This window comes from Pseudomonas sp. S3_C06 (genome assembly GCF_054667675.1).
This window is the reverse complement of the sequence record NZ_CP162747.1, coordinates 3,172,152-3,196,056: the sequence shown is the minus strand read 5'-3', so window position 1 is coordinate 3,196,056 and position 23,905 is coordinate 3,172,152. Positions and strand designations below refer to the sequence as shown.

Annotated in this window: 24 protein-coding genes; 12 read left to right on the top strand and 12 right to left on the bottom strand. The window is 58.7% G+C overall.

What is annotated here, in order from left to right:
- The first annotated feature begins 7 nt into the window (after positions 1-7).
- The 6 genes from rpsK (at position 8) to bfr (ending at position 4,801) form a co-directional block, all read left to right on the top strand.
- Positions 8-397 (top strand): 30S ribosomal protein S11, encoded by a 390-nt coding sequence (gene rpsK / locus AB4N44_RS14110; RefSeq protein ID WP_002555466.1) that lies wholly within the window; start codon positions 8-10, stop codon positions 395-397.
- Positions 398-415: 18 nt separating this feature from the next.
- Positions 416-1,036: a 30S ribosomal protein S4 gene (rpsD, locus tag AB4N44_RS14105; RefSeq protein ID WP_003176404.1), complete on the top strand. Its 621-nt coding sequence runs from the start codon at positions 416-418 to the stop codon at positions 1,034-1,036.
- A gap of 22 nt (positions 1,037-1,058) precedes the next feature.
- Entirely contained in the window at positions 1,059-2,060 is a 1,002-nt protein-coding gene (locus AB4N44_RS14100) for a DNA-directed RNA polymerase subunit alpha (RefSeq protein WP_003186012.1), read from the top strand.
- 42 nt (positions 2,061-2,102) lie between these two features.
- A complete protein-coding gene (gene rplQ, locus AB4N44_RS14095) occupies positions 2,103-2,489 on the top strand; it encodes a 50S ribosomal protein L17 (RefSeq protein WP_003176402.1) in 387 nt (128 codons plus the stop codon).
- Between the two features lie 240 nt (positions 2,490-2,729).
- Complete coding sequence (locus AB4N44_RS14090) at positions 2,730-4,184, top strand: catalase (RefSeq protein ID WP_460108635.1); 1,455 nt, start codon at positions 2,730-2,732, stop codon at positions 4,182-4,184.
- A gap of 149 nt (positions 4,185-4,333) precedes the next feature.
- A complete protein-coding gene (gene bfr / locus AB4N44_RS14085) occupies positions 4,334-4,801 on the top strand; it encodes a bacterioferritin (protein ID WP_053124309.1) in 468 nt (155 codons plus the stop codon).
- A gap of 63 nt (positions 4,802-4,864) precedes the next feature.
- On the opposite strand, the gene uvrA is transcribed toward bfr, so the two are convergent.
- The gene (gene uvrA / locus AB4N44_RS14080) at positions 4,865-7,699 is read right to left on the bottom strand and encodes an excinuclease ABC subunit UvrA (protein ID WP_460108637.1); all 2,835 of its coding nucleotides are present in this window, start codon (positions 7,697-7,699) and stop codon (positions 4,865-4,867) included.
- Between the two features lie 191 nt (positions 7,700-7,890).
- On the opposite strand from uvrA, the gene AB4N44_RS14075 reads away from it, so the two are divergent.
- The 3 genes from AB4N44_RS14075 (at position 7,891) to AB4N44_RS14065 (ending at position 11,272) form a co-directional block, all read left to right on the top strand.
- A complete protein-coding gene (locus AB4N44_RS14075) occupies positions 7,891-9,288 on the top strand; it encodes an MFS transporter (RefSeq protein WP_460108639.1) in 1,398 nt (465 codons plus the stop codon).
- A 9-nt stretch (positions 9,289-9,297) separates the two neighbouring features.
- Entirely contained in the window at positions 9,298-9,825 is a 528-nt protein-coding gene (locus AB4N44_RS14070; RefSeq protein WP_127929967.1) for a single-stranded DNA-binding protein, read from the top strand.
- A gap of 241 nt (positions 9,826-10,066) precedes the next feature.
- Positions 10,067-11,272 (top strand): acyltransferase family protein, encoded by a 1,206-nt coding sequence (locus AB4N44_RS14065; protein WP_127929966.1) that lies wholly within the window; start codon positions 10,067-10,069, stop codon positions 11,270-11,272.
- Between the two features lie 73 nt (positions 11,273-11,345).
- Here AB4N44_RS14065 and AB4N44_RS14060 read toward each other — a convergent pair whose 3' ends face one another.
- The 7 genes from AB4N44_RS14060 to AB4N44_RS14030 form a co-directional block, all read right to left on the bottom strand.
- Positions 11,346-12,503: a glutathionylspermidine synthase family protein gene (locus AB4N44_RS14060; RefSeq protein ID WP_150774585.1), complete on the bottom strand. Its 1,158-nt coding sequence runs from the start codon at positions 12,501-12,503 to the stop codon at positions 11,346-11,348.
- Between the two features lie 2 nt (positions 12,504-12,505).
- Positions 12,506-13,201, bottom strand: coding sequence for a DUF1190 domain-containing protein (locus AB4N44_RS14055; protein WP_460108641.1), 696 nt, complete (start codon positions 13,199-13,201; stop codon positions 12,506-12,508).
- 17 nt (positions 13,202-13,218) lie between these two features.
- Positions 13,219-13,644: a DUF350 domain-containing protein gene (locus AB4N44_RS14050; RefSeq protein ID WP_127929963.1), complete on the bottom strand. Its 426-nt coding sequence runs from the start codon at positions 13,642-13,644 to the stop codon at positions 13,219-13,221.
- Between the two features lie 15 nt (positions 13,645-13,659).
- Positions 13,660-14,310 (bottom strand): DUF2491 family protein, encoded by a 651-nt coding sequence (locus AB4N44_RS14045; protein ID WP_127929962.1) that lies wholly within the window; start codon positions 14,308-14,310, stop codon positions 13,660-13,662.
- A gap of 201 nt (positions 14,311-14,511) precedes the next feature.
- Positions 14,512-15,210 carry a PspA/IM30 family protein gene (locus tag AB4N44_RS14040; RefSeq protein ID WP_016983574.1) on the bottom strand — a complete coding sequence of 233 codons (699 nt, stop codon included), beginning with the start codon at positions 15,208-15,210 and terminating at the stop codon, positions 14,512-14,514.
- 17 nt (positions 15,211-15,227) lie between these two features.
- On the bottom strand, positions 15,228-15,896 hold the full coding sequence (locus AB4N44_RS14035; protein ID WP_095122196.1) for a YjfI family protein: 669 nt from the start codon (positions 15,894-15,896) through the stop codon (positions 15,228-15,230).
- Positions 15,897-16,041: 145 nt separating this feature from the next.
- Complete coding sequence (locus AB4N44_RS14030; RefSeq protein ID WP_316917186.1) at positions 16,042-16,596, bottom strand: cysteine hydrolase family protein; 555 nt, start codon at positions 16,594-16,596, stop codon at positions 16,042-16,044.
- Positions 16,597-16,697: 101 nt separating this feature from the next.
- On the opposite strand from AB4N44_RS14030, the gene AB4N44_RS14025 reads away from it, so the two are divergent.
- The 3 genes from AB4N44_RS14025 (at position 16,698) to AB4N44_RS14015 (ending at position 19,834) form a co-directional block, all read left to right on the top strand.
- Positions 16,698-17,699 (top strand): GlxA family transcriptional regulator, encoded by a 1,002-nt coding sequence (locus AB4N44_RS14025; protein WP_316917185.1) that lies wholly within the window; start codon positions 16,698-16,700, stop codon positions 17,697-17,699.
- Positions 17,700-17,979: 280 nt separating this feature from the next.
- A complete protein-coding gene (locus AB4N44_RS14020) occupies positions 17,980-19,089 on the top strand; it encodes a DUF3182 family protein (RefSeq protein ID WP_127929959.1) in 1,110 nt (369 codons plus the stop codon).
- The gene (locus tag AB4N44_RS14015; RefSeq protein WP_102901724.1) at positions 19,079-19,834 is read left to right on the top strand and encodes an alpha/beta hydrolase family protein; all 756 of its coding nucleotides are present in this window, start codon (positions 19,079-19,081) and stop codon (positions 19,832-19,834) included. The genes AB4N44_RS14020 and AB4N44_RS14015 overlap by 11 nt, the downstream gene beginning before the upstream one ends.
- Before the next feature lie 93 nt (positions 19,835-19,927).
- On the opposite strand, the gene AB4N44_RS14010 is transcribed toward AB4N44_RS14015, so the two are convergent.
- From AB4N44_RS14010 to AB4N44_RS13995, 4 genes are read right to left on the bottom strand one after another with little or no spacing between them, the layout of a single operon-like run.
- Positions 19,928-20,917, bottom strand: coding sequence for a lysylphosphatidylglycerol synthase domain-containing protein (locus AB4N44_RS14010; protein WP_127929958.1), 990 nt, complete (start codon positions 20,915-20,917; stop codon positions 19,928-19,930).
- Positions 20,914-22,188: a cardiolipin synthase ClsB gene (gene clsB / locus AB4N44_RS14005; RefSeq protein WP_127929957.1), complete on the bottom strand. Its 1,275-nt coding sequence runs from the start codon at positions 22,186-22,188 to the stop codon at positions 20,914-20,916. Before clsB ends, AB4N44_RS14010 begins: the two co-directional genes overlap by 4 nt.
- Entirely contained in the window at positions 22,185-22,982 is a 798-nt protein-coding gene (locus AB4N44_RS14000) for an endonuclease/exonuclease/phosphatase family protein (RefSeq protein ID WP_038362074.1), read from the bottom strand. Before AB4N44_RS14000 ends, clsB begins: the two co-directional genes overlap by 4 nt.
- Complete coding sequence (locus AB4N44_RS13995) at positions 22,979-23,905, bottom strand: DUF72 domain-containing protein (protein WP_460108645.1); 927 nt, start codon at positions 23,903-23,905, stop codon at positions 22,979-22,981. The genes AB4N44_RS14000 and AB4N44_RS13995 overlap by 4 nt, the downstream gene beginning before the upstream one ends.

Here is a 23,905-nt window from a genome sequence, read left to right as displayed (position 1 = left end):
TTTAATCATGGCAAAACCTGCTGCTCGTCCTCGTAAAAAAGTTAAAAAGACAGTGGTTGATGGCATCGCCCACATCCATGCATCTTTTAACAACACAATCGTGACCATTACCGACCGTCAAGGTAACGCTCTTTCCTGGGCTACCTCCGGTGGTTCGGGTTTCCGCGGTTCCCGCAAGTCCACCCCGTTTGCTGCTCAAGTAGCTGCTGAACGTGCTGGTCAAGCTGCGCTGGAATACGGCCTGAAAAACCTCGACGTTAACGTCAAGGGTCCAGGTCCAGGTCGTGAATCCGCAGTCCGCGCTTTGAACGGCTGTGGCTACAAGATCGCCAGCATCACCGACGTGACGCCAATCCCGCACAACGGGTGCCGTCCGCCGAAGAAGCGCCGCGTGTAATCCAGGAGATTGTAAAGAATGGCTCGTTACATTGGTCCAAAATGCAAACTCGCTCGTCGCGAAGGCACCGATCTCTTCCTGAAGAGCGGCGTGCGCGCGATCGAATCGAAGTGCAACATTGAAGCAGCACCTGGTATCCACGGCCAACGCCGCGGTCGCCAGTCCGATTACGGCACCCAACTGCGTGAAAAGCAGAAGGTCCGTCGTATCTACGGCGTTCTCGAGCGTCAGTTCAGCGGCTACTACAAAGAAGCTGCTGGCAAGAAAGGTGCAACCGGTGAAAACCTGCTGCAACTGCTCGAATGCCGTCTGGACAACGTTGTATACCGTATGGGCTTTGGTTCGACTCGTGCCGAATCCCGTCAGCTGGTATCGCACAAGTCGATCAGCGTTAACGGTCAGACCGTAAACGTTCCGTCGTATCAGGTTCGTGCTGGTGACGTGGTTGCAGTTCGCGAGAAAGCAAAAAACCAACTTCGCATTGTCCAAGCTCTCGATCTGTGTGCCCAACGTGGCCGCGTAGAATGGGTAGAAGTAGACACTGAGAAGAAGTCGGGCGTTTTCAAGAACGTTCCTGCTCGCAGTGATCTGTCCGCCGACATCAACGAAAGCCTGATTGTCGAGCTCTACTCCAAGTAAGGGCTAGAAAATAGGTGCATCCATGCAGATTTCGGTAAATGAGTTCCTGACACCCCGCCACATTGATGTGCAGGTTGTCAGTCCAACCCGCGCCAAGATCACTCTCGAGCCTCTCGAGCGTGGTTTTGGCCACACCCTGGGCAACGCGCTGCGACGCATCCTGTTGTCCTCAATGCCCGGCTGCGCAGTAGTCGAGGCCGAGATTGACGGTGTGCTCCACGAGTACAGCGCCATCGAAGGTGTACAGGAAGACGTAATTGAAATCCTGTTGAACCTTAAAGGTCTGGCCATCAAGCTGCACGGTCGTGACGAAGTTACGCTGACCTTGTCGAAGAAGGGTTCGGGGGTGGTTACCGCTGCCGATATTCAGCTGGATCATGATGTCGAGATCGTTAATCCCGATCACGTAATCGCTAACCTGGCGTCTAACGGCGCCCTGAACATGAAGCTCACCGTAGCTCGTGGTCGTGGTTATGAACCAGCCGACTCGCGTCAGAGCGATGAAGACGAAAGCCGCAGCATCGGTCGCTTGCAGCTTGACTCTTCGTTCAGCCCGGTTCGCCGTATCGCATACGTGGTGGAAAACGCCCGTGTCGAGCAGCGTACCAACCTGGACAAGCTGGTTATTGATCTGGAAACCAACGGTACTCTGGATCCTGAAGAGGCTATCCGCCGCGCTGCAACCATCCTGCAACAGCAGTTGGCTGCGTTCGTCGACCTCAAAGGTGACAGTGAGCCAGTGGTTGTCGAGCAGGAAGACGAGATCGATCCGATCCTGCTTCGCCCGGTTGACGATCTGGAACTGACTGTACGTTCGGCTAACTGCCTTAAGGCGGAAAACATCTACTACATCGGCGACCTGATTCAGCGTACCGAAGTAGAGCTGTTGAAGACTCCGAACCTGGGCAAGAAATCCTTGACTGAAATCAAGGACGTTCTGGCCTCCCGCGGTCTGTCCCTCGGCATGCGCCTCGACAACTGGCCGCCTGCAAGTCTTAAGAAGGACGACAAGGCGACTGCCTGATCGTCGTAATCACCGAACGTAGTGTTTGGTAAGGAATGAACCATGCGTCATCGTAAAAGTGGTCGTCACCTGAGCCGCACCAGCTCGCACCGCAAGGCCATGTTCCAAAACATGGCGGTGTCGCTGTTCGAGCACGAGCTGATCAAAACTACTCTGCCAAAAGCCAAAGAACTGCGTCGCGTTGCTGAGCCGCTGATCACTCTGGCCAAGACAGACAGCCTGGCTAACCGCCGTCTGGCTTTCGACCGTACTCGTTCGAAAGCTATCGTTGGTAAGCTCTTCAACGACCTGGGCAAGCGTTACGCTACCCGTGAGGGTGGCTACCTGCGCATCCTCAAGTGCGGTTTCCGCGCTGGCGACAACGCGCCTATGGCGTACGTCGAGTTGGTTGATCGTGCTACTGCTGGCGAAGCTGTATCCGCCGAGTAAGACGTCAGTCTGAAACAAAGAACCGGGCCTAGTGCCCGGTTTTTTGTGCGCGCAAGAAAATGCGCTGTTCATACAAGCTTTTGACATGTCTCTGTTGTCACTATGTCCCGGGAAACATAATTAGTAATTATCTATCGATGTCTACAAGTTAATGAATTTGTAGCTGTCACATGGATGATCAATACTTCCCAGCAAGCCGATTAGCCGGCAGTTTCAAGACTGACAGAGGAAGAAGACCGCATGAGCCAGATCAAAACGCTTACGACCGCCAGTGGCGCACCTGTCGCTGATAATCAGAATTCTCGCTCCGCCGGCCCGCGTGGCCCGCTGCTGCTCGACGATTTTCATTTGCTCGAGAAGCTTGCCCACTTCAACCGTGAAAATATCCCTGAACGCCGCGTACATGCGAAAGGCTCGGGTGCTTATGGCACGTTCACCGTGACCCGTGACATCAGCGAATACACCAGCGCCAAGCTGTTTGAGTCTGTCGGCAAGCAAACCCCTACCTTCCTGCGCTTCTCTACCGTGGGTGGCGAGCGTGGATCGGCCGACACCGAGCGTGACCCGCGCGGTTTCGCGCTGAAGTTCTACACCGAGGAAGGCAACTGGGACATCGTTGGCAACAACACGCCAGTGTTCTTCATCCGTGACCCACTGAAATTCCCTGACTTCATCCACACCCAGAAGCGCCTGCCGCAAAGCAACCTGAAAAGCGCGCAGATGATGTGGGACTTCTGGTCGCATTCGCCTGAAGCACTGCACCAGGTGACCATTCTGTTCTCCGATCGTGGCATTCCTGACGGCTACCGTCACATGCACGGCTTCGGCAGCCACACTTACAGCCTGATCAACGCTCAAGGCGAGCGCCATTGGGTGAAGTGGCACTACAAAACCAGACAGGGCATCAAGAATCTCGCACCCGCAGATGCAGCACGTCTGGCCGGCACTGATCCGGATTACGCTCAACGTGACTTGTTTGAAGCCATTGAACGCGGTGACTTCCCGAAATGGCGCGTATGCATCCAGATCATGACTGAGGCCCAGGCCGCAGCGCATTACGAGAACCCTTTCGACGTGACCAAGACCTGGTCGCAGAAGGAGTTCCCGCTGATCGAAGTGGGCGAACTGGAATTGAACCGCAACCCGCAGAACTATTTCGCTGAAGTTGAGCAAGCCGCGTTCGGCCCAAGCAACATGGTCCCAGGCGTTGGTCTCTCGCCAGACCGCATGCTGCAAGGACGCGTATTCGCCTATGCCGATGCACACCGCTACCGTGTGGGCACCAATCACCAGCAGTTGCCGGTGAACGCGCCACGTAGCCCGGTGAACACTTACCAGCGTGATGGCTCGATGGCGTTCGGCAGCAATGGTGGTGCAGCGCCTAACTACGAACCGAACAGCTACGTCGAATCGCCGAAACAAGCTCCACATTACGCCGAGCCGGCGCTGGCTCTGAGTGGTGCGGCTGATCGTTACGATCATCGCGAAGACACCGATTATTACAGCCACGCCGGTGTGCTGTTTCGCCTGATGAGCGACGATCAGAAAGCGTTGCTGGTCAGCAACATCGCTGGTGCGATGAGCGGAGTTTCGACTGATGTAGTCGACCGCCAGTTGCAGCATTTCTACAAAGCCGACCAGGCGTATGGAGAAGCAATCGCAAAGCTGCTCAACGTACAGCTTAACGAAGTCTAAACGAGAAGCAGAACCGCCCTCATTTGGGCGGTTTTTGCGTTATTTAGGCTGCTTTTCCAAGAATATCTTCGCTTTTATTGCGCGTAACGGGTGACCTTCCAGTCAGGTTGGTTCAAACTACAGACTTTCAAGTAGGGAGATGTAGGGCGATGCAAGGCCACCCAGACGTAATCGATTACCTCAACACGTTGCTGACCGGCGAGCTGGCCGCGCGTGATCAATATTTCGTTCATTCGCGGATGTATGAGGACTGGGGGTTCACCAAGCTCTACGAGCGAATCAACCACGAGATGGAAGAAGAAGCGGGTCACGCTGACGCGTTGATGCGTCGGATTCTGATGCTCGAAGGCACGCCGCGCATGCGTCCGGATGATCTGGATGTCGGTAGCACTGTGCCGGAGATGCTCGAAGCGGATCTACGCCTCGAATACAAAGTTCGCGCCGCCCTGTGCAAAGGCATCGAGCTGTGCGAACAGCATAAGGACTATGTCAGCCGCGAGATCCTGCGCGTGCAGTTGAACGACACCGAAGAAGATCACACCTACTGGCTGGAAAAGCAGTTGGGCCTGATCAAGCTGATCGGTCTCGAGAACTACCTGCAATCGCATACGTCCTGATTGCTGCAGTTAAAAAAGCCCCTGTCACTGTTGAAGTGACAGGGGCTTTTTCATGCCTGGCGTTTAAGCCCGATCGCGGATCAGCAATGGCTTGAGGTAATGGCCAGTGTGAGATTGCTTCATCTCGGCCACGTCCTCAGGGGTGCCAGTGGCAATGATCTGCCCACCTTTTGAACCGCCCTCAGGCCCGAGATCCACCAGCCAGTCGGCCGTTTTGATCACGTCGAGGTTGTGTTCGATCACCACGACAGTGTTGCCGTGGTCGCGCAGGCGATGCAGCACGTCGAGCAATTGCTGGATATCCGCGAAGTGCAAACCAGTGGTTGGCTCATCGAGGATATACAGGGTCTTGCCAGTGTCACGCTTGGACAGCTCGCGAGACAGCTTGACCCGCTGTGCCTCGCCACCAGACAGCGTGGTCGCCGACTGGCCAAGCTTGATGTACGACAGACCGACATCCATCAGTGTTTGCAGCTTGCGCGCTAGGGCTGGCACCGCGTCGAAGAACACCCGGGCTTCCTCGATGGTCATCTCGAGGGTTTCGTGGATGCTCTTGCCCTTGTATTTGATTTCAAGGGTTTCGCGGTTGTAGCGCTTGCTCTTGCACACGTCGCACGGCACGTAGATGTCCGGCAGGAAGTGCATCTCAACCTTGATCAGGCCATCGCCCTGGCACGCCTCACAGCGGCCACCCTTGACGTTGAACGAGAAACGACCCGGACCGTAACCCCGGGAACGTGACTCAGGTACGCCGGCGAACAGCTCACGGATTGGGGTGAACAGGCCGGTATAGGTCGCAGGGTTGGAACGCGGTGTACGACCGATCGGGCTCTGGTCGATGTCGACGACTTTGTCGAGATGCTCCAGGCCTTTGATGCTGTCGTGCGCCGCGGCTTCCAGCGTGGTCGCGCCATTGAGGGCGGTGGCGCTCAGCGGGAACAGGGTGTTGTTGATCAGCGTCGACTTGCCCGAGCCGGACACACCGGTGACGCAAGTCAGCAGACCAATCGGGATGTCCAGATCGACATTGCGCAGGTTATTGCCGCGTGCCCCTTTGAGCGACAGGTTGAGCTTCTTGTTGCGCGGGGTGCGTTTGGCTGGCACTTCGATCTTCACCCGGCCCGACAGGTATTTGCCGGTCAGCGAGTCCGGGTGCGCCATGACTTCAGCCGGCGTACCCTCGGCAACGATTTGCCCGCCATGCACACCGGCGCCCGGGCCGATGTCGACGACATAGTCAGCCAGGCGAATCGCGTCTTCGTCGTGTTCGACCACAATCACCGTGTTGCCGATATCGCGCAGGTGCTTGAGTGTGCCGAGCAGTCGATCGTTATCTCGCTGGTGCAAGCCGATGGACGGCTCGTCGAGGATGTACAGAACGCCAACAAGTCCGGCACCGATCTGGCTGGCCAGGCGAATCCGCTGCGCCTCACCGCCGGACAGGGTGTCAGCACTGCGATCCAGCGACAGATAATCGAGACCGACATTGACGAGGAACTGCAGGCGCTCGCGAATCTCCTTGAGGATCTTGTCAGCGATCTCGCCACGGCGGCCGGTCATCTTCAGCTCGCCGAAGTACACGCAAGCATCGCCAATCGGCAGGTTGGTCACTGCCGGCAGCGTTTTCTCGCCAACCCAGACGTGCCGCGCTTCACGGCGCAGGCGAGTGCCACGGCAATCCGGGCACGATTGGGTGCTGAGGAACTTGGCCAGCTCTTCGCGCACGCTCGCCGACTCGGTCTCGCGGTAGCGACGCTCCAGGTTTGGCACGATGCCTTCGAACGGGTGCGAGCGTTTAACGATATCGCCACGGTCGTTGAGGTATTTGAAGTCAACGTTCTGCGAGCCACTGCCGTGCAGAATGGATTTCTGCTGATCGGCCGGCAACTCGTTGAATGGCACTTCGAGGCTGAAGCCATAGTGCGAGGCCAATGAGCCGAGCATCTGGAAGTAATAGACGTTGCGCCGGTCCCAGCCGCGAATCGCGCCTTCGGCCAGCGTCAGCTCGCCGTTGACCAGGCGCTTGATGTCGAAGAACTGCTTGACCCCCAGACCATCGCAAGTCGGGCAGGCGCCGGCCGGATTGTTGAAGGAAAACAGCTTCGGCTCAAGTTCGCTGATGGCGTGGCCGCAGATCGGGCAGGCGAAGCGCGCGGAGAAGATCATCTCTTCGCCCGGCTCGTCGTCCATTGGCGCGACCAGGGCGATGCCGTCCGCCAGTTTCAGCGCGGTCTCGAAGGACTCGGCCAGGCGTTGCTGCAGGTCGGCGCGAACCTTGAAGCGGTCGACGATCACATCGATCGAGTGCTTCTTTTGTTTATCCAGTTTCGGCAGTTCATCGAGCTCGCAGATGCGGCCATTGACCCGTGCACGGACGAAACCCTGGGCGCGCAGCTCTTCGAAGACCGAAAGGTGTTCGCCTTTACGCTCGCGAATCACCGGCGCCAGCAACATCAGTTTGCTGCCTTCCGGTTGCGCCAGGACCAGATCGACCATCTGGCTGACGGTCTGCGCTTCCAGCGGAATATCGTGATCCGGGCAGCGCGGCGTACCGACGCGTGCATAGAGCAAACGCAGGTAGTCGTAGATTTCGGTGATGGTGCCGACCGTAGAGCGCGGGTTGTGCGAGGTCGACTTCTGTTCGATGGAAATTGCCGGCGACAGGCCTTCGATGGTGTCGACGTCGGGCTTTTCCATCAACGACAGAAACTGGCGGGCATAGGCCGACAGCGATTCGACATAGCGGCGCTGACCTTCGGCATACAGGGTATCGAAGGCCAGGGACGACTTGCCGGATCCGGACAGGCCGGTGATGACGATCAGTTTGTCCCGTGGCAGGGTCAGGTCGATGTTCTTCAGGTTGTGGGTACGGGCCCCACGTATCAGGATCTTGTCCAAAGTGGCCTCGCTCGGCGGGCGTCGAAAACGTAGGAGTATACGGGCAAATACTGGATGGATGCACACTATCAAACGAAGGGTTTTTTGCCCTGGATGAAGAGAGTTTCATCTATACGCGTCAAAGCGTCGCGATCTACCCCGTCTTCCGATGGGACTGGTAGAATCGCCGCCGGTTCACACGAGGTTTTTCCATGCACGATCCCCACAGCGAACGCATGAGTGGCAGCGAGACCCGCGCGGCGAGCGGTCTGGCCCTGGTGTTCGCCTTCCGTATGCTGGGCATGTTTATGGTGTTGCCGGTACTGGCGACCTACGGCATGGATCTGGCAGGCGCGACCCCGGCCCTGATCGGCTTGGCAATCGGCGCTTACGGCTTGACCCAAGCGATTTTCCAGATTCCGTTCGGGATCATTTCCGACCGCATCGGCCGTCGCCCGGTGATTTACCTCGGACTGATCGTCTTCGCCCTTGGCAGCGTGCTGGCCTCGCAAGCCGATTCGATCTGGGGCGTGATTGCCGGGCGGATCCTGCAAGGTGCCGGCGCCATTTCTGCGGCGGTGATGGCATTGCTTTCCGACCTCACCCGCGAGCAACACCGCACCAAGGCCATGGCGATGATCGGCATGACAATTGGCCTGTCTTTCGCCGTGGCCATGGTTGTGGGGCCTTTGCTGACGCGCGCGTTCGGTTTGTCCGGGTTGTTCCTGGCCACCGGTGGCATGGCATTGGTGGGGATCGTGATCGTGATGTTCATGGTGCCCAGGTCCACGGGTCCGCTGACGCACCGTGAGTCCGGCGTGGCGCGTCAGGCGTTGATGCCGACACTCAAGCATCCTGACTTGCTGCGGCTCGATCTGGGCATCTTTGTGTTACATGCCATGTTGATGTCGAGCTTCGTCGCGCTGCCTCTGGCGCTGGTGGAAAAAGCCGGTTTGCCCAAGGAACAGCACTGGTGGGTCTATCTCACCGCGCTGCTGATTTCGTTCTTCGCCATGATCCCGTTCATCATCTATGGCGAGAAGAAACGCAAAATGAAACGAGTTTTGCTTGGCGCCGTCCTGACGCTGATGCTGACTGAGCTATTCTTCTGGCAGTTCGGCGACAGCCTGCGGGCTCTGGTGATCGGTACGGTGGTGTTCTTCACCGCGTTCAATCTGCTGGAGGCTTCATTGCCGTCGCTGATCAGCAAGGTTTCACCGGCGGGCGGGAAGGGCACGGCCATGGGCGTGTATTCCACCAGCCAGTTCCTCGGTTCGGCACTCGGCGGGATACTCGGCGGCTGGCTGTTTCAGCATGGCGGTCTGTCGGTTGTGTTCCTTGGATGCGCGGGTCTGGCTGCCATCTGGCTGGCCTTTGCTGTTACCATGCGTGAACCTCCCTACGTGACGAGCCTGCGCTTGCCGTTGTCGCCCGAGGCGATCCGCGAAGCGGGTCTGGTCGAGCGCCTCAAGGCCCTCGTAGGGGTAACCGATGCAGTGATAGTTGCTGACGAAGCAGCTGTTTACATCAAACTGGACAAAGAATTAGTGGATCGCGACACCCTCGAACGCCTGGTGAACAGCCCGGCCGGGGCTGCTTGCGAAGCCTAGGAGAACGTTATGGCCCGTGGGGTTAACAAAGTCATATTGGTCGGCACTTGCGGCCAGGATCCCGAAGTTCGCTACCTGCCTAACGGTAACGCCGTGACCAACCTGAGTCTGGCCACCAGCGAACAGTGGACCGACAAGCAAACCGGTCAGAAGGTCGAGAAGACCGAGTGGCACCGTGTTTCGATGTTCGGCAAGGTTGCCGAAATCGCCGGCGAATACCTGCGCAAGGGTTCGCAGGTTTACATCGAAGGCAAGCTGCAGACCCGCGAGTGGGAAAAAGACGGTATCAAGCGTTACACCACTGAAATCGTGGTCGACATGCAAGGCACCATGCAACTGCTCGGCGGCCGTCCACAACAGGGCGACCAGCAGGGCGGTGGCAACAACTACCAGCAGTCGGCGCCATCTGCTCCACGTCAGCAGGCTCCGCGCCCGCAGCAGTCGGCTCCACAGCAGCGTTCGGCTCCGGCTCCACAGCAGGCCGCACCGCAACCGGCTCCGGATTTCGACAGCTTTGATGACGATATCCCGTTCTGATGCTGATCTGATTTGACCAAAACCCCCGCATTGCGGGGGTTTTGTCATTTCTGGGGGCGCACTTCAAGGCGATGACCGCCAACTGACCAGCCAGTCTTCGTCGATATCTCGATAAAGTTACGCTCAGAGTCTTGAAGGCCGTTGCCAGCCGTTCCATGATCCGTGCCGTCGACTGTTGAACCTGTCCGTCTTCGCCAGAACAGCTTTGCAGACTGTTCATACACAACAACAAGAGAGTCCAATGAGCAGTAGCAAAAACAAGGAAATCGAGTATTTGCGCGGGGCGGCCATCCTCATGACGATCATGGCCCATCTTCCTCAATTGCTGCCGTTTCAGGGAGTGTTCCTGACCAAATTGTTCACGGTGTATTCACCCTGGACCGGAGTGGATCTGTTCTTCTGCATTTCCGGATACGTGGTCAGTAAGGCTTATCTCGATTATTTCGATAAAAACCGCCAGCAGAACCGGTTTGGCATGGCCGCGACTTCCTTCTGGATCCGCCGTGCGTATCGCCTTTTGCCGACGGCATGGCTGTGGGTATTGATCCCACTGGTGTTCTCGATTTTCTTCAACCAGTCGAACGCCTTCCAGTCCTGGTTCGACAATTTGCGCAGCTTCACCGCTGTTGCGACATTCTCGGGCAATCTGGCCAATCAGTACGGCGCGATTCTGGGGCCTAATTCGGTGTATTGGAGCCTGGCGCTGGAGGAGCAGTTTTACTTCATCTTCCCGTTGTTCCTGTTGCTGGTGACCTCGACACGCTGGCGGGTGATTGTCTTGATCGCGCTGATCGCCGCGCAGTTCGGCTTTGATCGCAATGCCTTTGGCGCAGCGCCGGCACCGATGCTTTTTTCGTTCCGGCTCGATGCGATGATGTGGGGGATTCTGCTCTGCCTGTTCACACGCACGCCGCTGTACAAGGAACTTGAGCCGGTCGCGCTCGGCGCCAGTCTGTTCAAGCGCCTGGCGCTGACCCTGGGGCTTCTGTACATGTTGGGGGCCATCGCGGCGCAATTGCTCGTAATGCCGATTGCTGTCGGCCTGATCGCGATAACCGCAGTGATCATGGTCTGGCTGGCCAGTTACGACAAAGGCTACATCTATTGTCCTGCGCTGTTGCGCGGGTTGTTCGACTGGCTGGGCTCGCGCTCATACGCCTTGTACGTCGTGCATGTATTCGCTTACCACCTGAGTACCGAAATCTGGACGCGCATGGCCGGCAGCAATGGCGGGACGCTGGGGGCGGACTACACGGTTGAACTCTTGCTCACGTCGTTGTTGATCATGCTGGTGTGTAGTGAACTGAATTATCGGTTCGTCGAAACACCATTGCGTCGTCGTGGCGCGGAAATCTCCCGTCGCAGAATGGCCGGCATTGCTGCCACCGAGACCGCCAATGCGGATGCTCCGCTTACGGATCGCTCGCGCACGACAGAGCTGTCGTAAGCCACAGCCATAAAAAAACCGTAGCGCGCCAACGCTACGGTTTTTTATGCCCGGCCTCTGCGTGCCGAAGCGATCAATCGAGGATCAAATGCGGCAGAAACCGGCTTGAATCCTTGGTGATCAGACTGTTGTCCTCACGCACGCCAATCCCCGCCGCCTGATCGCCAATCACCCAGGAACCGATGAGCGTGTAGCTGTCATCGAACTTTGGCAGCGGCGCAAATTCCTGCAGGATGAATGGCGCATCGGTGTAGGGCCCGTCCTCTTTGACAATCAGACCTTCCGCCGTTTGCAGCTCGATGTTGGCACCTTCCCGGGAAAAGTACGGTTTGCGTACCCAGCCCTTGGGCACAGCACTGGCTGGATCCGGATCCAGATACGCCGCGAGCAGATTCGGATGGCCCTTGTGCAGTTCCCACAGCAACGGCAGCGCGCCTTTGTTCGACAGGATGGCTTTCCATGCTGGTTCGAAAAACTGCGTGTCGCACTCGGCAATCGCCGCGCCGAACGGTTCGTGGAAGATAAACTCCCAGGCATGCAGCTTGAACAGGTGGGGGATCCAGCGATCCTCCAGATCAACAAAGCGACCTTCAGCGGTCAAGCCGATGTCTTCAATATCGATATGCCGCGATTCGATACCGACCTTCTCGGCAATCAAGCGCAGGTAATCCGTGGTGCCCTTGTCTTCGACCGAATCTTTCATTGAAGCGAAGTAGAACGGCCGCTTCAGTTGCAGCTCGGCGAAGGCCTGATGCAGCTTGGTATCGATGCTGTTGAACTGGTCGGCATGGCGCGGCAGCGTGCCGCGCTCGATGCATTGCTCCAGCCAGCCCCACTGGAACGCCGCCGCTTCGTAAAGACTGGTTGGCGTGTCGTAGTTGAGCTCCAGCAGCTTCGCCGGGCCGTTGCCGCTGTAGGAAAAGTCCATGCGCCCATACAGATGCGGATGACCTTCCCGCCAGGACGTGCGGATCATGTCGTAGTACGCCGCCGGGATGCTCAGGCGATCCAGCAACTCTTCGCTGTTGACCACACGGTCGACCAGATCCATGCACATCTCGTGCAGTTCGGTGGTCGGGTCTTCGAGATCGTTTTCGATTTGCGCAAGCGTGAACTGGTAGTACGCGCTTTCGTCCCAGTACGGCTGATCGTCGATGGTGTGAAACATGAAACCGAGGCTCTCGGCGGTCTGTTTCCAGTCGGGGCGCTCGGTGCAGAGGATCTTCTTCATCGTCAGCTGCTCGAACGACCAGAACCAGAACTGCTGCCCCAACCACCCCAGCCGCTACGCGCACTGGACTGGCTGCCGAAGCCGCCGCGTGAGGTCGAAGAAGCCACGTTGACCGGTTTGCTTTTACTGCTCTCGTAATCCGTTTGGCTGCGCGTCGTGGTGTCGGCTCTGCGGTACTGCGTCGAGGTGTTGTAGGGCTGGCGCGTTTCGCGATCGCGGTAAACCGTGCGTTCGGCGTTGTTGCTCATCGCATTGCCGATCAGCCAGCCGGTCAGCCAGCCATTGCCACCGCCACTGGAGGTGTGCGAAGTGTTTTGCACACTCTGCACAGCCGCCGCATCACCCGCAGGCATTTGCGCGCCGGCGATGGCGTCGAGATTCTGCGCCGGCTCACCGTCTTTCGGCACTTTGAAGCCGCCGAGTTTCGGCACGAAGCGGCCGTCGGAATTCTTCTGACACCAGTCGGCGGCAAAGTCCGCATCGCATTTGGCCTTGTCGTTGTACACCGGGGCGATGCGCCGGTGTTCGGTCAGGGCGGCGACGTAGGCGCTGGAGCAGATGTCGGCAGCCACTTCGGCGCCGACACACTGTTCCAGGCTCTGGAAATTGCGCGGTTGATCCGCGGCTGTCACCTGGCCGGAAATGGCCATGGCCACCGAGGCCGCGAGGGACAGCTGAACGTATTTGCTGCGTTTCATCGAAGGCTTCCTGCCGATCAGTTGGACGGTGTCATGCACGCCGCATTGAGCATGCCGACGCTGATCGCGACCGCAGCGACATAGATACCCGAAGCGATTTCACCGTTGGCGATGCGTTGCGAAGTGCCTTTGAGCACCACACCCGTGGCCAGAAACGCCAGCAGTTGCACGACGGCGGCAATCACCGCCCAGAGCACGAAATCGAGAACATTCACCGAAAATGCAATCACGTTACTGGCCGGAATCGCGAAGCCGATGATCGCGCCGGACAAAGCGATCGCGGCGGCAACGTTGCCGGAGCGAATCAGCTCGAACTCCTTGTGCGGCGTGATGCGCGTGTAGACGAATTGGAACAGCATGAACAACAGTACGGCGCCGATGAGGTAGACGACGAAACCGACCAGTGCGGTTTTGTTCAGGGAAACGGCCAGCACTTCCAGCATGAAAAACTTCCTTTTTTAAATGGTGCTCAGATCTGTCGTGTACAGCGAGATGCCGAGCGAGGTGCTCAGGCTGACGGTGCCTTCTTCGTCCTGCTCGACGGAGAACAGCAGCAATTCGCGGCGATCGGTCAGGCCGGTCTCGCGCGCATAAAGCATGGAGTGATGTTCGATGGTGTAGCTCTCGTCCGGATTGACCACTTGTTCGGTCATCGGTACCAGTTCGGTCTGGCCTTGTTCGGTGCCCCACTCACGGTTGTATTCGACACCGTCGTGGTTGTAGGCGGGCAAGCCGATCTGGCTGTTGGGGCCGGCCAGGCGCTGCAGTTCGGCGTCACTGTTGACGGTCACGTAACTGAGGTAGTTGAACAGGGTGACCGATTCGATCTGATCGTCACCGGTGACGTGGATCTGCAGCCAGAAATCCTCGTCGTTCATGTAATAGCGGTGCAGTTTATTGGACTGGCCGAGGTCGACCCAGCCGTGACTCCAGATCGCCTGATCGAAGGGCACGCGCACCGTGGTCGAACCGTCGAGCAACAGCGCCAGCGTCGTATCGAACCTGACGGCTTTGCCTTGCGCCATGCCGAGTGGACCGCTGACAACGGTCGGCGTTGGCGCAGCGGTCTGCCAGTTGCTGGTGCCCAGCAAGTCTTTAAACCATCCCATGGGTACGTTCCTTGAAGCGGGTGGAAGTGTTCGTCGGCGAAAAAGCGTGGCTAGTGTACCGGGCTGAGCGGCGAACGACACGCCGTAAACCATGTGGGAGCGAGCTTGCTCGCGAAGAGGGCGTGTCAGTCAACATCGATGTCGACTGATACGACGCTTTCGCGAGCAAGCTCGCTCCCACAGGTTGTTTTTCCGCAGTGATTACTGGGAGGACTTTTGCTTCAGACGCTCAAGAATCGCGTTGGCGCTGCCTTCGTTCGGCGTGATGCCGGCGTCGCGCAGTTTGCGTTCCAGGTCGTTGCCGGTCGAAGCGTCAGCCAGTTCGTCCGCCGCGCTCAGCTCGGCAGCACGTTGCTGCTGCTTGGCTTGCAGGCGGTTCAAGGTACCGACGGCAGTTTCCAGTTTGCCATTGGCACCGCCGCTGGCGATGGAAGCGCTGACCTGGGCTTTCTGCACGCTTTCACGGGCCTTGGCCATGTCCACTTGCTGGCGCAGGCTCTTGATCCGCGATTCGGCCTTGCTGATGTCTTTGCGCATGTTTTCGGCGTAAGTGCCGAACTCGTCGCTCTGCTTTTTCTCAACATCCAGTTCGTTGGTCAGGGTCGAAATCGCTTCGGCCACTTCCAGCGCCAGGTCTTCACGGCCGGCGTTCAGCGCCGAGACGGCTTTGGCTTCCAGATCCTTGATCTTGGCGTCGTACTCGCTCACGCGGTCTGCCGCCAGTTTGTGTTTGGCCATGATGGTGACCAGTTCGCGACGTGCGTTCGACAGCGCGCTGTCGGCATCACGGATTTCCTGGTCGAGGATGCGCAAGGCCTGTTGGTCAGCGATCGCTTCGCCGACTTCATTGGCGCCGCCGCGCAGTGCGGTGAACAACTTGCTCCAGATGGACTGAGTCATTGGATATTCCCTGTTGATTACTTGAAGAAGTGTTCGAAGGCTTCGCTCGCGCGCTGCACGTTGTCGACCAGGGTTTTCACCTCGGTGACGACGTTGGTCAGGCTCGAGTCGGCGCTGAGGGCGCCAAACATGTTGTAAACGGTCTGCCCGTTGGGCATCGACTCGATACCGATCGACGACAGCGGGAACATTTCCCGGCTGCGCAACACGGCGTCGTTGAAGGCCGCTACGTCCGAGATCGAATCGATGTCCACCAGCACGGTGTCGACGATGATCTGCTGGCCGGCCAGGGCGATGTGAATCGGCAGACCGCCGAATTCGTTCATTTCCAGCTTGATGCTGGGTTCGGAGCTCTGGATCAGCGACAGCGTGATCTCTTGCGAAGCCACCTCGTCCAGAGCCTTGAGGGCGTTGAAGAGGCTATCGATGGTCCAGTTGTTGCCTGCGCTCATGTAATTCTCCGACATGAAAGAGCCAGCCAGAATCGGTTGGCGTAGCTGTTGCTCCATTTGCTTGAGCAAGCTTCGGTTTTCGGGAAGCACCCAAGTTTCGTGTTTCACATAACCGGCAGCGGCCAGGCCTGCGCGCATCTGCTTCATATAGAAGCTCGACGGTTTTTTCGCCGACGGTTTCGCGCGCTCCCCCTTGGGACTCTCTGATTTCGCGGTGGGGGAACGGCTTTTCATGGCAATGGCTCGGTTATGGATATCTCACGCGTGAGCCACACTACAACCAATTCAAAGTGCCATCAATGGCTCACGCGTGAGATTTTTATGACAGGCGAAAAAAGGCCCGCGGCAAGGCGGGCCTGGTGTTTTTGCAGAATGTTGCTTAGCGCTGGGCGGCGAGGAATTCGTCAGTGGAGACCACGCTGGCGTAGGCGAACCCTAGCGCCGACATGAACGCAGCATGGACGTGGGCGGCCGGCACCGTCAGGCCATTGAACTCCAGGTCACGGCTGGCGCAGGCGTCATGAATCACCGTCACGCCATAACCGAGATCCGCCGCAGCCCGGGTAATGCCGTCAACGCACATGTGGCTCATGCTGCCGACCACCACCAGTTCCTTGATGCCTTGTTCGTCGAGGATCGCTTGCAGTTCGGTTTCGCGGAACGAGTTGACGAAGTGCTTGAGCACCACCGGTTCATCGGCGCGGTTGAGCACTTTCGGATGCAGCTTGGCGCCTTCCGAACCCGGGGTGAAAAACGGCGCGTCCGCTGAGGTGAATTCGTGGCGAATGTGTATTACCGAATCACTGTTCTCGCGGAACGCGGCGATCAGCCGGGCGGCATTGTCGGCGGCGGCATCAGCACCGGCCAGCGGCCACTTGCCTTGGGGGAAGTAGTCGTTCTGGATATCGACTACGATGAGCGCTTGCTTGGCCATGGGTGTGTCCTCGATGTGTTGGCTGGAAGTGGCTTCAGTATTGGTGCTGACCAGCGATTCGAGGATTGGCCGCACCGACAATAGACAGGGGAAAACTGACAATGGGCGCAGAAAGGGCTGCCATCGCTGAACTGGGCGTGCTGATCTATCCCGGCGCGCAGATGGCAGCGGTGCATGGTTTGACTGATCTGTTTGCGGTGGCCAACCGGATTGCTGCCGAACATCAGGCCGCGCAGTTGCCGGTGCTGCGGGTCAGTCACTGGCAGGTCGAAGGTAATCAGCCGCCAACGCGCACTTACGCCAGTCATGCGGGTGACGACAGCGCTTTGCTGGCGGTGCTGATTCCGCCATCGATCGGCGGGTTCTCGGCGGCGCAGGCGCCGGCCAGCCTGATGCAATGGTTACGGGATCAACATGCCCGCGGTGCGACGCTGGGCGGGGTTTGCGTAGGCTCGCTGATGTTGGCCGAAAGCGGTCTGCTCGACGGCCGCAGCGCCACCACCCACTGGACCTCGGCCAAGGCCTTCGCCGAGCGTTACCCGAAGATCAAGCTCAAGGCTGATACCCCGATTGTCGACGACGGCGACTTGATCACCACGGCCGGATTGATGGCGTGGTCGGAACTGGGATTACGTCTGGTCGACAGGTTGCTCGGGCCGAGCATTGCCACCGGCACCGCGCGATTTCTGGTGATCGAGCACAGTGACAGCGCCAGTGAGTGCGGCAGTAACTTCGCGCCGATTCTCGGGCATGGCGATGCGGCGATTCTCAAGGTGCAGCACTGGCTGCAAAGCACCGGTGCGACGGATGTTTCGCTGGCGGCAATGGCTGAGCGGGCGGGGTTGGAGGAGCGCACCTTTCTGCGGCGTTTTCGCGCAGCGAGCGGGTTGAAACCGACCGAGTACTGCCAGCATCTGCGGGTCGGCAAGGCGCGGGAAATGCTGGAATTCAGCAATGGCACGATCGATCACATTGCCTGGACGGTGGGCTATCAGGATCCGGGCGCGTTTCGTGCGATATTCAAGAAGATCACCGGGCTGGCGCCGAGTGATTATCGGGCACGGTTTGGGGTGACCCCAAACCCGAAGTCGACGAATATCTAATGTGGGAGCGAGCCTGCTCGCGAAAGCGGTGGATCTGCGAAATTGCTGTCCGCTGACACTACGCCTTCGCGAGCAGGCTCGCTCCCACATTGAATTCCACAGGGCCATAGATCGTGCAAATTGCCGGGGTTTTGCGCGCGGTCGTGCAGATTGAAACAGGCGTGGTGCCAGCACGATTCTGGCAAGTTTCTGATTGGACTAGGATTTTCGTAGAGTGGCCGTTGGCCTGATCTCTGCACCTCTCACCGCTACAGTCATCGAACCGATGGAAGGGGGACGCATGACCCTGACACCCCGCAGGAAAATCGTCGTCGCCCACTCGGTGCGCGCCGACGCACCGCAACATGAAGTACAGACCAACAAGTCTCTGGCGCGATGGCTGGCGCAGATTCTCGGATGCAAATTCGGCGGCAGCTACGACCCGGACAAACACCGCGGCCGTGACCTGTATCTGCTACCGACGCAAACCATCGTCGGCGCTGCCAGCGCTCATCAACTCGGTATCACAGGCCCTGACGATTTGTGGGGTGGCTTTGTCGAGCACGATTTCATCTGCACCAAAGCCATCAGCCACGGTTTGCGCAGTCATCTGGCTCATGCGCCGCAAGGCTGGTCGCCATTGTTTTCGGAGCGCGTGCGTAACGTGGTGCTCGATGGCCTCAGCGTGTTTGCGCTGGAAGATGCGCGGCCTGCTGCCGAGCATTTGCTGTACAGCGGCCCGATCCGCTTGAAGCCGGTTCATGCCTGCGCCGGTCGCGGCCAGGAAGTGATCAAGAGCCTCGACGCCTTCGACGAAATCCTTGCCCGCCCCGACATTGCAAAGCAGTTCAGCGAGGGCGTGGTGCTGGAACAGGACTTGAGCGATGTCGTCACCCACAGCGTCGGCCAGTCATTCATCGGCGACAAGGTGCTGAGCTACTGTGGCGATCAATACTTGACCAAGGATGCCCACGGCGAAGACGTGTACGGCGGCTCGAATCTGCTGGTGGTGCAAGGCGGCTATGACGATCTGCTAGCGCTGGATCTAGCGGATGATGTACGGCTGGCCATCGAACAGGCGCAGATTTTCGACAGCGCCGCCGATGAAGCCTACCCGCGCTTCTACGCTTCGCGGCGCAACTATGACATCGCCCAAGGCCTGGACAGCAACGGCAAATCCCGCAGCGGCGTGCTCGAGCAATCCTGGCGCATGGGCGGTGCCAGTAGCGCCGAAGTGGCGGCGCTGCAAAGCTTCGTCAATGATCCGGGAATGCGCGCGATCCGCGTGTCGTCGGTGGAAACCTACATCGATCAGCCGCTGCCGGCGGACGCCATCGAGGTGTATCGCGGCCCGGCCGAGAACAGTGAATTTCTCCTCAAATACGTAACGGTCAAATCCTATGACGGCTAGAAGCGAAAGCATTCAAATCGACATTGATGATGAACAGATGAGCGGGACCTTTCTCAGTCCCAAATCGAAAGTCCCGGGGGTGTTGTTTGTGCACGGTTGGGGCGGTAGTCAGGAGCGCGACCTCGAGCGCGCCAAAGGCATCGCCGGTCTCGGTTGCGTGTGCCTGACCTTCGACTTGCGCGGGCACACCGGTGGTACCGGGATCCCATTGACCCGCGTGACTCGCGAAGACAATTTGCGCGATTTATTGGCGGCTTATGATCGCTTGCTTGCGCATCCGGCGCTCGACACCTCGGCGATCGCCGTGGTCGGCACCAGTTATGGCGGTTACCTGGCGGCGATCCTCACCTCGCTGCGCCCGGTGCGCTGGCTGGCGTTGCGCGTGCCGGCGCTGTACCGCGACGAGCAATGGCACACACCCAAGCGTGAGCTGGACAAGGCCGATTTGCGTGATTACCGCAGCACGCTGGTGCGCGCGGACACCAATCGGGCGCTGCATGCCTGTTCGCAATTCACCGGCGATGTGTTGCTGGTGGAGTCTGAAACCGACGATTACGTGCCACACGCGGCGATCATGAGTTACCGCGCGGCGTGTCAGCAGACCCATTCACTGACGCACCGGATTATCGACGGTGCCGATCATGCGTTGAGCGAGCCGGTGTCGCAGCAGGCGTACACCTCGATTCTGGTGGACTGGATTACCGAGATGGTCGTGGGTGAGCGGTTGAGCATTATCCAATCCTGAAGATCAAAAGATCGCAGCCTTCGGCAGCTCCTACATTTGAAATGTATTCTCCCTGTAGGAGCTGTCGAAGGCTGCGATCTTTTGATCTTGATTCTAATGTCTGGGTTTCTTCTCTATTCGCAGTGCCTTGGCCTTGGCCTCAACCACCAGATACATCACGACTGTGATCAACAACGGCAGCAGAAAATAAATCGCCCGATACGCCAGCAACCCCGCCACCAGACTGCCGCGCGAAGCCTCGTGTTGCAGCAAGGCCACAAACACCGCTTCCAGCACGCCAAGACCTGCCGGAATGTGGGTGATGACCCCGGCAATCGCACTGATCAACAGCACGCCCAGCACCAACGGATAATCCAGTTTGCTCGGCAGCAAGGTGAAAATCACCGCCGCCATCAGTGACCAGTTCAACGCCCCCAGCAGCAATTGCAGGACTGCCATGCGCAACGACGGCAGATTGATTTCCACGCCACGAATCGACCACTCGCGGCGTTTGGAAAACTGACACGCGGCGAGATAGCCGGCGCTGATCAATAGCAACAGCACGCCGATGCCTTGCAGCGCACTGCTGCTGATTTTCCAGCCCGGCGGCATTGTCACCAATCCACTGCTGAACACCACCCCGGCAATGGTCATGTAGCCAAACCAATTGGTCGCCAGGCTCAAACCGAGGATCTTGGCGATGTTGCTTTTGCTCACGCCAAGACGCGAATACAGCCGATAGCGCATGGCGATGCCACCCACCCACGCGCTCAGGTTCAAGTTGAACGCATAGCTGATGATCCCTACCGGCAGAATCTGTTTCCAGGTCAGGTCCTGACGAATGTAAGTGCGGCCGATCAGGTCGAAACTGGCGTACACGAGAAAACTCAGCAGCGTCAGGCTGGCGGCGATGATCAGTGTGCGCACCTTGAAGTCGGCAAGGGTCTGCAGCACTTCGGCCCATTCGATGCGCGTGGCGAACATCGTCAGCAACACGATCAGCGCGAGGAAAAACAGCAGCGTCAACGGACGCTTCCAGCGGCTCCATTTCGAGTGCGTTGCTGGCGCCGAATGCTGGGCGGAATGCACCTCGGAATGGCTCATGAGCGGTCACCTCGAAACGGCTTGAGCCTTGGTTTGTGCGCTGGCAGCCAACCGGCCATCGCCGGGAAATGCCGCAGAAAGTGGAACACCAGAAAACCCACGGTCATGTGCCAGATGCGGCCACGCGGCGACTTGCTGGCATCCATGGCTTTGCAATGGTTTTGACTGAGGTCTTCGAGGCGTTCGAACAGATGCTGATTGAACGCGCGGTCGCGGATCAGCACGTTGGCTTCGAGGTTGAGCGACAGGCTCAGCGGGTCGAGATTGCTTGAGCCGACGGTGCTCCATTCGTCGTCAACCAGCGCGACTTTGCCGTGCAGCGGGCGCTGACAATATTCGTGAATCTGCACCCCGGCCTTGAGCAAATAATCGTAGGTCATGCGCGCGGCGAGTTTGGCCACCAGCATGTCCGGCTGGCCTTGCAGAATCAGCCGCACCTCGACCCCGCGCCGCGCTGCATTGCGGATTTCCCTTAGCAAGCGGTAACCGGGGAAGAAGTAGGCGTTGGCGATCACCACGCGGCGTTTGGCACGGCGCAGTACCTGTAAATACACGTCTTCGATGTCGGAGTGGTGCTGGTCGTTATCGCGGAACACCAGGCGCACCTGACCATCGTGATCAGTGAAGGCCATCTCGGCACGACGCTGGCGCCGGCGTTGCCACCAGAAGCGTGCACGACCGGGACGACCACTTTGCAGCAGGGCGAAGTGGTGAATGTCGGCGACCGCTGGCCCCTGCACTTGCACCGAGTAGTCCTGCTTGGCTTCGGGGCCGAAATCGGCCAGGTGATCGCCGGAAAAGTTGATCCCGCCAATGAATGCGATCAACCCGTCGACCACCACGATCTTGCGGTGCAAACGACGGAACCAATTGGTGCGGATGCCCAGACGTTTCGGCGCCGGGTCAAAGATTTGCAGGTGTACGCCGGCTTCGCTCAGCGCGGTCAGATAACCGGTAGTCAACTCACCGCAACCGAAACCGTCGAGACTGACCGTGGTGCGCACACCGCGCCGGGCAGCGTCGATCAGAATCTCCTGTAATTCGGCACCGACCTTATCTTCGAAAACGATAAAGGTCTCGAGGAGGATTTCACTCTTCGCCGCGCGCATCGCTTCGAACACCCGCGGGAAATATTCCTCACCGTTTTCCAGCAACTCGACCCGATTGTTGCCCTGCCAGCTGTACTCGACATCAACGTGGCCGGGCTCGCGGATCGGCGGGTTGATGGCTATCGGTTCCACGGCGGATTTCTCCAGCGGCGCGCTGCTCATAGTTCGATCTCTACCGATAAAGGAACGTGGTCGGAAAGGTGCGACCATGGCCGGTTCGCCAGGACTTTCGGCTGGCTGGCCTTGAGGTTGCGCACGTAAATACGATCAAGCCGAAGTGCTGGCAGGCGCGCGGGAAAACTGCGCGCCGGTTTGCCCTGGTGCTCGGCGAACACTTCGCGCAGGCCGCAAGGTTTGAGCTGCGCATCGGCGCGCTGGCGCCAGTCGTTGAAATCGCCCGCGACGATCACCGGTGCGTCATCTGGCAGCTCCGCGAGGCGTTGCATGAGCAAATCCAGTTGGGCGTTGCGATGACTTTCGCGCAGGCCCAGATGCACGCAGATCGCATGCACCTCGGTGCCGTCACCGGGCAGGCGCAGCACGCAATGCAGCAGGCCGCGGTTCTCGTGGCCGTTGATCGACACGTCGAGGTTGTCGTGACGGATGATCTGGAATTTCGACAGCAACGCGTTGCCGTGGTCACCCTCCGGGTACACTGCGTTGCGTCCGTAGGCGAACTGCGGCCAGAGGCTGTCGGCGAGGAACTCGTACTGCGGCATTGTCGGCCAATTGCTGTAGCGCTTGGGATGATGCTCGTGGGTGCCATGGACTTCCTGCAGGAACACCACGTCGGCGGCCACGCTGCGCACCGCTTCGCGCAGTTCCGGCAGGATGAAGCGTCGGTTGAGCGCAGTGAAACCCTTGTGGGTGTTGACCGTCAGCACGGTGAAGGTGCGTACCGATGGCGCGACTACCGAGCCTTCGTCTGTGAAACCGACCGGTTCCGGAATGCTCATGGCAGTACCCCTTCGGCAACAGGTTCGCCGGGGGCAGTGGCGAAGTCTTTATCCAGCTCGAAACGATGCAGCAGCTCGCGGGCGTCATAGGGCGCGCGGACTTTGATGTCGTTGTCGAAATAGCAGAACACTTCGCGGGATTTGCGTGCGCGCGGCTTCAGGCGTGGCGCGATCAAGTGCGCGTCTTTCGGTTGCTGGCCATGGTGCCAGGCGTCGATGCGTTCGGCCCAGCGCTTGAGGGCTGGTGCGGTGTAGCCGCTGGCGTAGAGTACTTCGGCACCGTGCAGACGCAGGTAGACAAAGTCGCTGGTGAGGTCTTCGCGGTACGGCCATTTGTCGGCGGTGTCGGCGATCACCAGCGCAGTGTTGTAGCGCTTCAATAGCCGCACAAAATCGGGATCAAGGAAGCTGTCGTTGCGGATTTCTACAGCGTGGCGCAGCGGTTTTTTACGCCAGGCTTTCATGCTCGCGTGGCCGTGCAGGTGGGAATCGTGTTGATGGGCGAGGGTGGCCGCGGCTTCGGTATCGTGTGGCAGTAGCGCGAGGAAGTGCTCGAAACGCTCAGGCTCGAATTTGAAGTTGGGCGGAAATTGCCAAAGGATCGGGCCAAGTTTTTCCTTGAGCTCCAGAATCCCCGAGGCGAAGAAGTTCGCCAGCGGTTTTTCGATCTCGCGCAAACGCCGGATATGGGTGATGAAGCGTGGAGCCTTGACGCTGAAGACGAAGTCGTCGGGTGTTTCGGCATACCACTGGGCGTAACGTTCGGGCCGTTGCAGGGCGTAGAACGATCCATTGATTTCGATGCTGTTGACCGCCCGCGACGCGAACTGCAATTCGCGTTTTTGCGCCAGTCCCTTGGGGTAGAAGTCCCCGCGCCACGGTGCGTAGCGCCAGCCGGAAATACCGATGTGAATCGTTGCCAT

Coding starts and splice junctions, on each gene's coding strand:
- rpsK (WP_002555466.1), top strand. CDS start 8: ATGGCAAAACCTGCTGCTCGTCCTCGTAAAAAAGTTAAAAAGACAGTG.
- rpsD (WP_003176404.1), top strand. CDS start 416: ATGGCTCGTTACATTGGTCCAAAATGCAAACTCGCTCGTCGCGAAGGC.
- AB4N44_RS14100 (WP_003186012.1), top strand. CDS start 1,059: ATGCAGATTTCGGTAAATGAGTTCCTGACACCCCGCCACATTGATGTG.
- rplQ (WP_003176402.1), top strand. CDS start 2,103: ATGCGTCATCGTAAAAGTGGTCGTCACCTGAGCCGCACCAGCTCGCAC.
- AB4N44_RS14090 (WP_460108635.1), top strand. CDS start 2,730: ATGAGCCAGATCAAAACGCTTACGACCGCCAGTGGCGCACCTGTCGCT.
- bfr (WP_053124309.1), top strand. CDS start 4,334: ATGCAAGGCCACCCAGACGTAATCGATTACCTCAACACGTTGCTGACC.
- AB4N44_RS14075 (WP_460108639.1), top strand. CDS start 7,891: ATGCACGATCCCCACAGCGAACGCATGAGTGGCAGCGAGACCCGCGCG.
- AB4N44_RS14070 (WP_127929967.1), top strand. CDS start 9,298: ATGGCCCGTGGGGTTAACAAAGTCATATTGGTCGGCACTTGCGGCCAG.
- AB4N44_RS14065 (WP_127929966.1), top strand. CDS start 10,067: ATGAGCAGTAGCAAAAACAAGGAAATCGAGTATTTGCGCGGGGCGGCC.
- AB4N44_RS14060 (WP_150774585.1), bottom strand. CDS start 12,503: ATGAAGAAGATCCTCTGCACCGAGCGCCCCGACTGGAAACAGACCGCC.
- AB4N44_RS14055 (WP_460108641.1), bottom strand. CDS start 13,201: ATGAAACGCAGCAAATACGTTCAGCTGTCCCTCGCGGCCTCGGTGGCC.
- AB4N44_RS14050 (WP_127929963.1), bottom strand. CDS start 13,644: ATGCTGGAAGTGCTGGCCGTTTCCCTGAACAAAACCGCACTGGTCGGT.
- AB4N44_RS14045 (WP_127929962.1), bottom strand. CDS start 14,310: ATGGGATGGTTTAAAGACTTGCTGGGCACCAGCAACTGGCAGACCGCT.
- AB4N44_RS14040 (WP_016983574.1), bottom strand. CDS start 15,210: ATGACTCAGTCCATCTGGAGCAAGTTGTTCACCGCACTGCGCGGCGGC.
- AB4N44_RS14035 (WP_095122196.1), bottom strand. CDS start 15,896: ATGAAAAGCCGTTCCCCCACCGCGAAATCAGAGAGTCCCAAGGGGGAG.
- AB4N44_RS14030 (WP_316917186.1), bottom strand. CDS start 16,596: ATGGCCAAGCAAGCGCTCATCGTAGTCGATATCCAGAACGACTACTTC.
- AB4N44_RS14025 (WP_316917185.1), top strand. CDS start 16,698: ATGGGCGCAGAAAGGGCTGCCATCGCTGAACTGGGCGTGCTGATCTAT.
- AB4N44_RS14020 (WP_127929959.1), top strand. CDS start 17,980: ATGACCCTGACACCCCGCAGGAAAATCGTCGTCGCCCACTCGGTGCGC.
- AB4N44_RS14015 (WP_102901724.1), top strand. CDS start 19,079: ATGACGGCTAGAAGCGAAAGCATTCAAATCGACATTGATGATGAACAG.
- AB4N44_RS14010 (WP_127929958.1), bottom strand. CDS start 20,917: ATGAGCCATTCCGAGGTGCATTCCGCCCAGCATTCGGCGCCAGCAACG.
- clsB (WP_127929957.1), bottom strand. CDS start 22,188: ATGAGCAGCGCGCCGCTGGAGAAATCCGCCGTGGAACCGATAGCCATC.
- AB4N44_RS14000 (WP_038362074.1), bottom strand. CDS start 22,982: ATGAGCATTCCGGAACCGGTCGGTTTCACAGACGAAGGCTCGGTAGTC.
- AB4N44_RS13995 (WP_460108645.1), bottom strand. CDS start 23,905: ATGGCAACGATTCACATCGGTATTTCCGGCTGGCGCTACGCACCGTGG.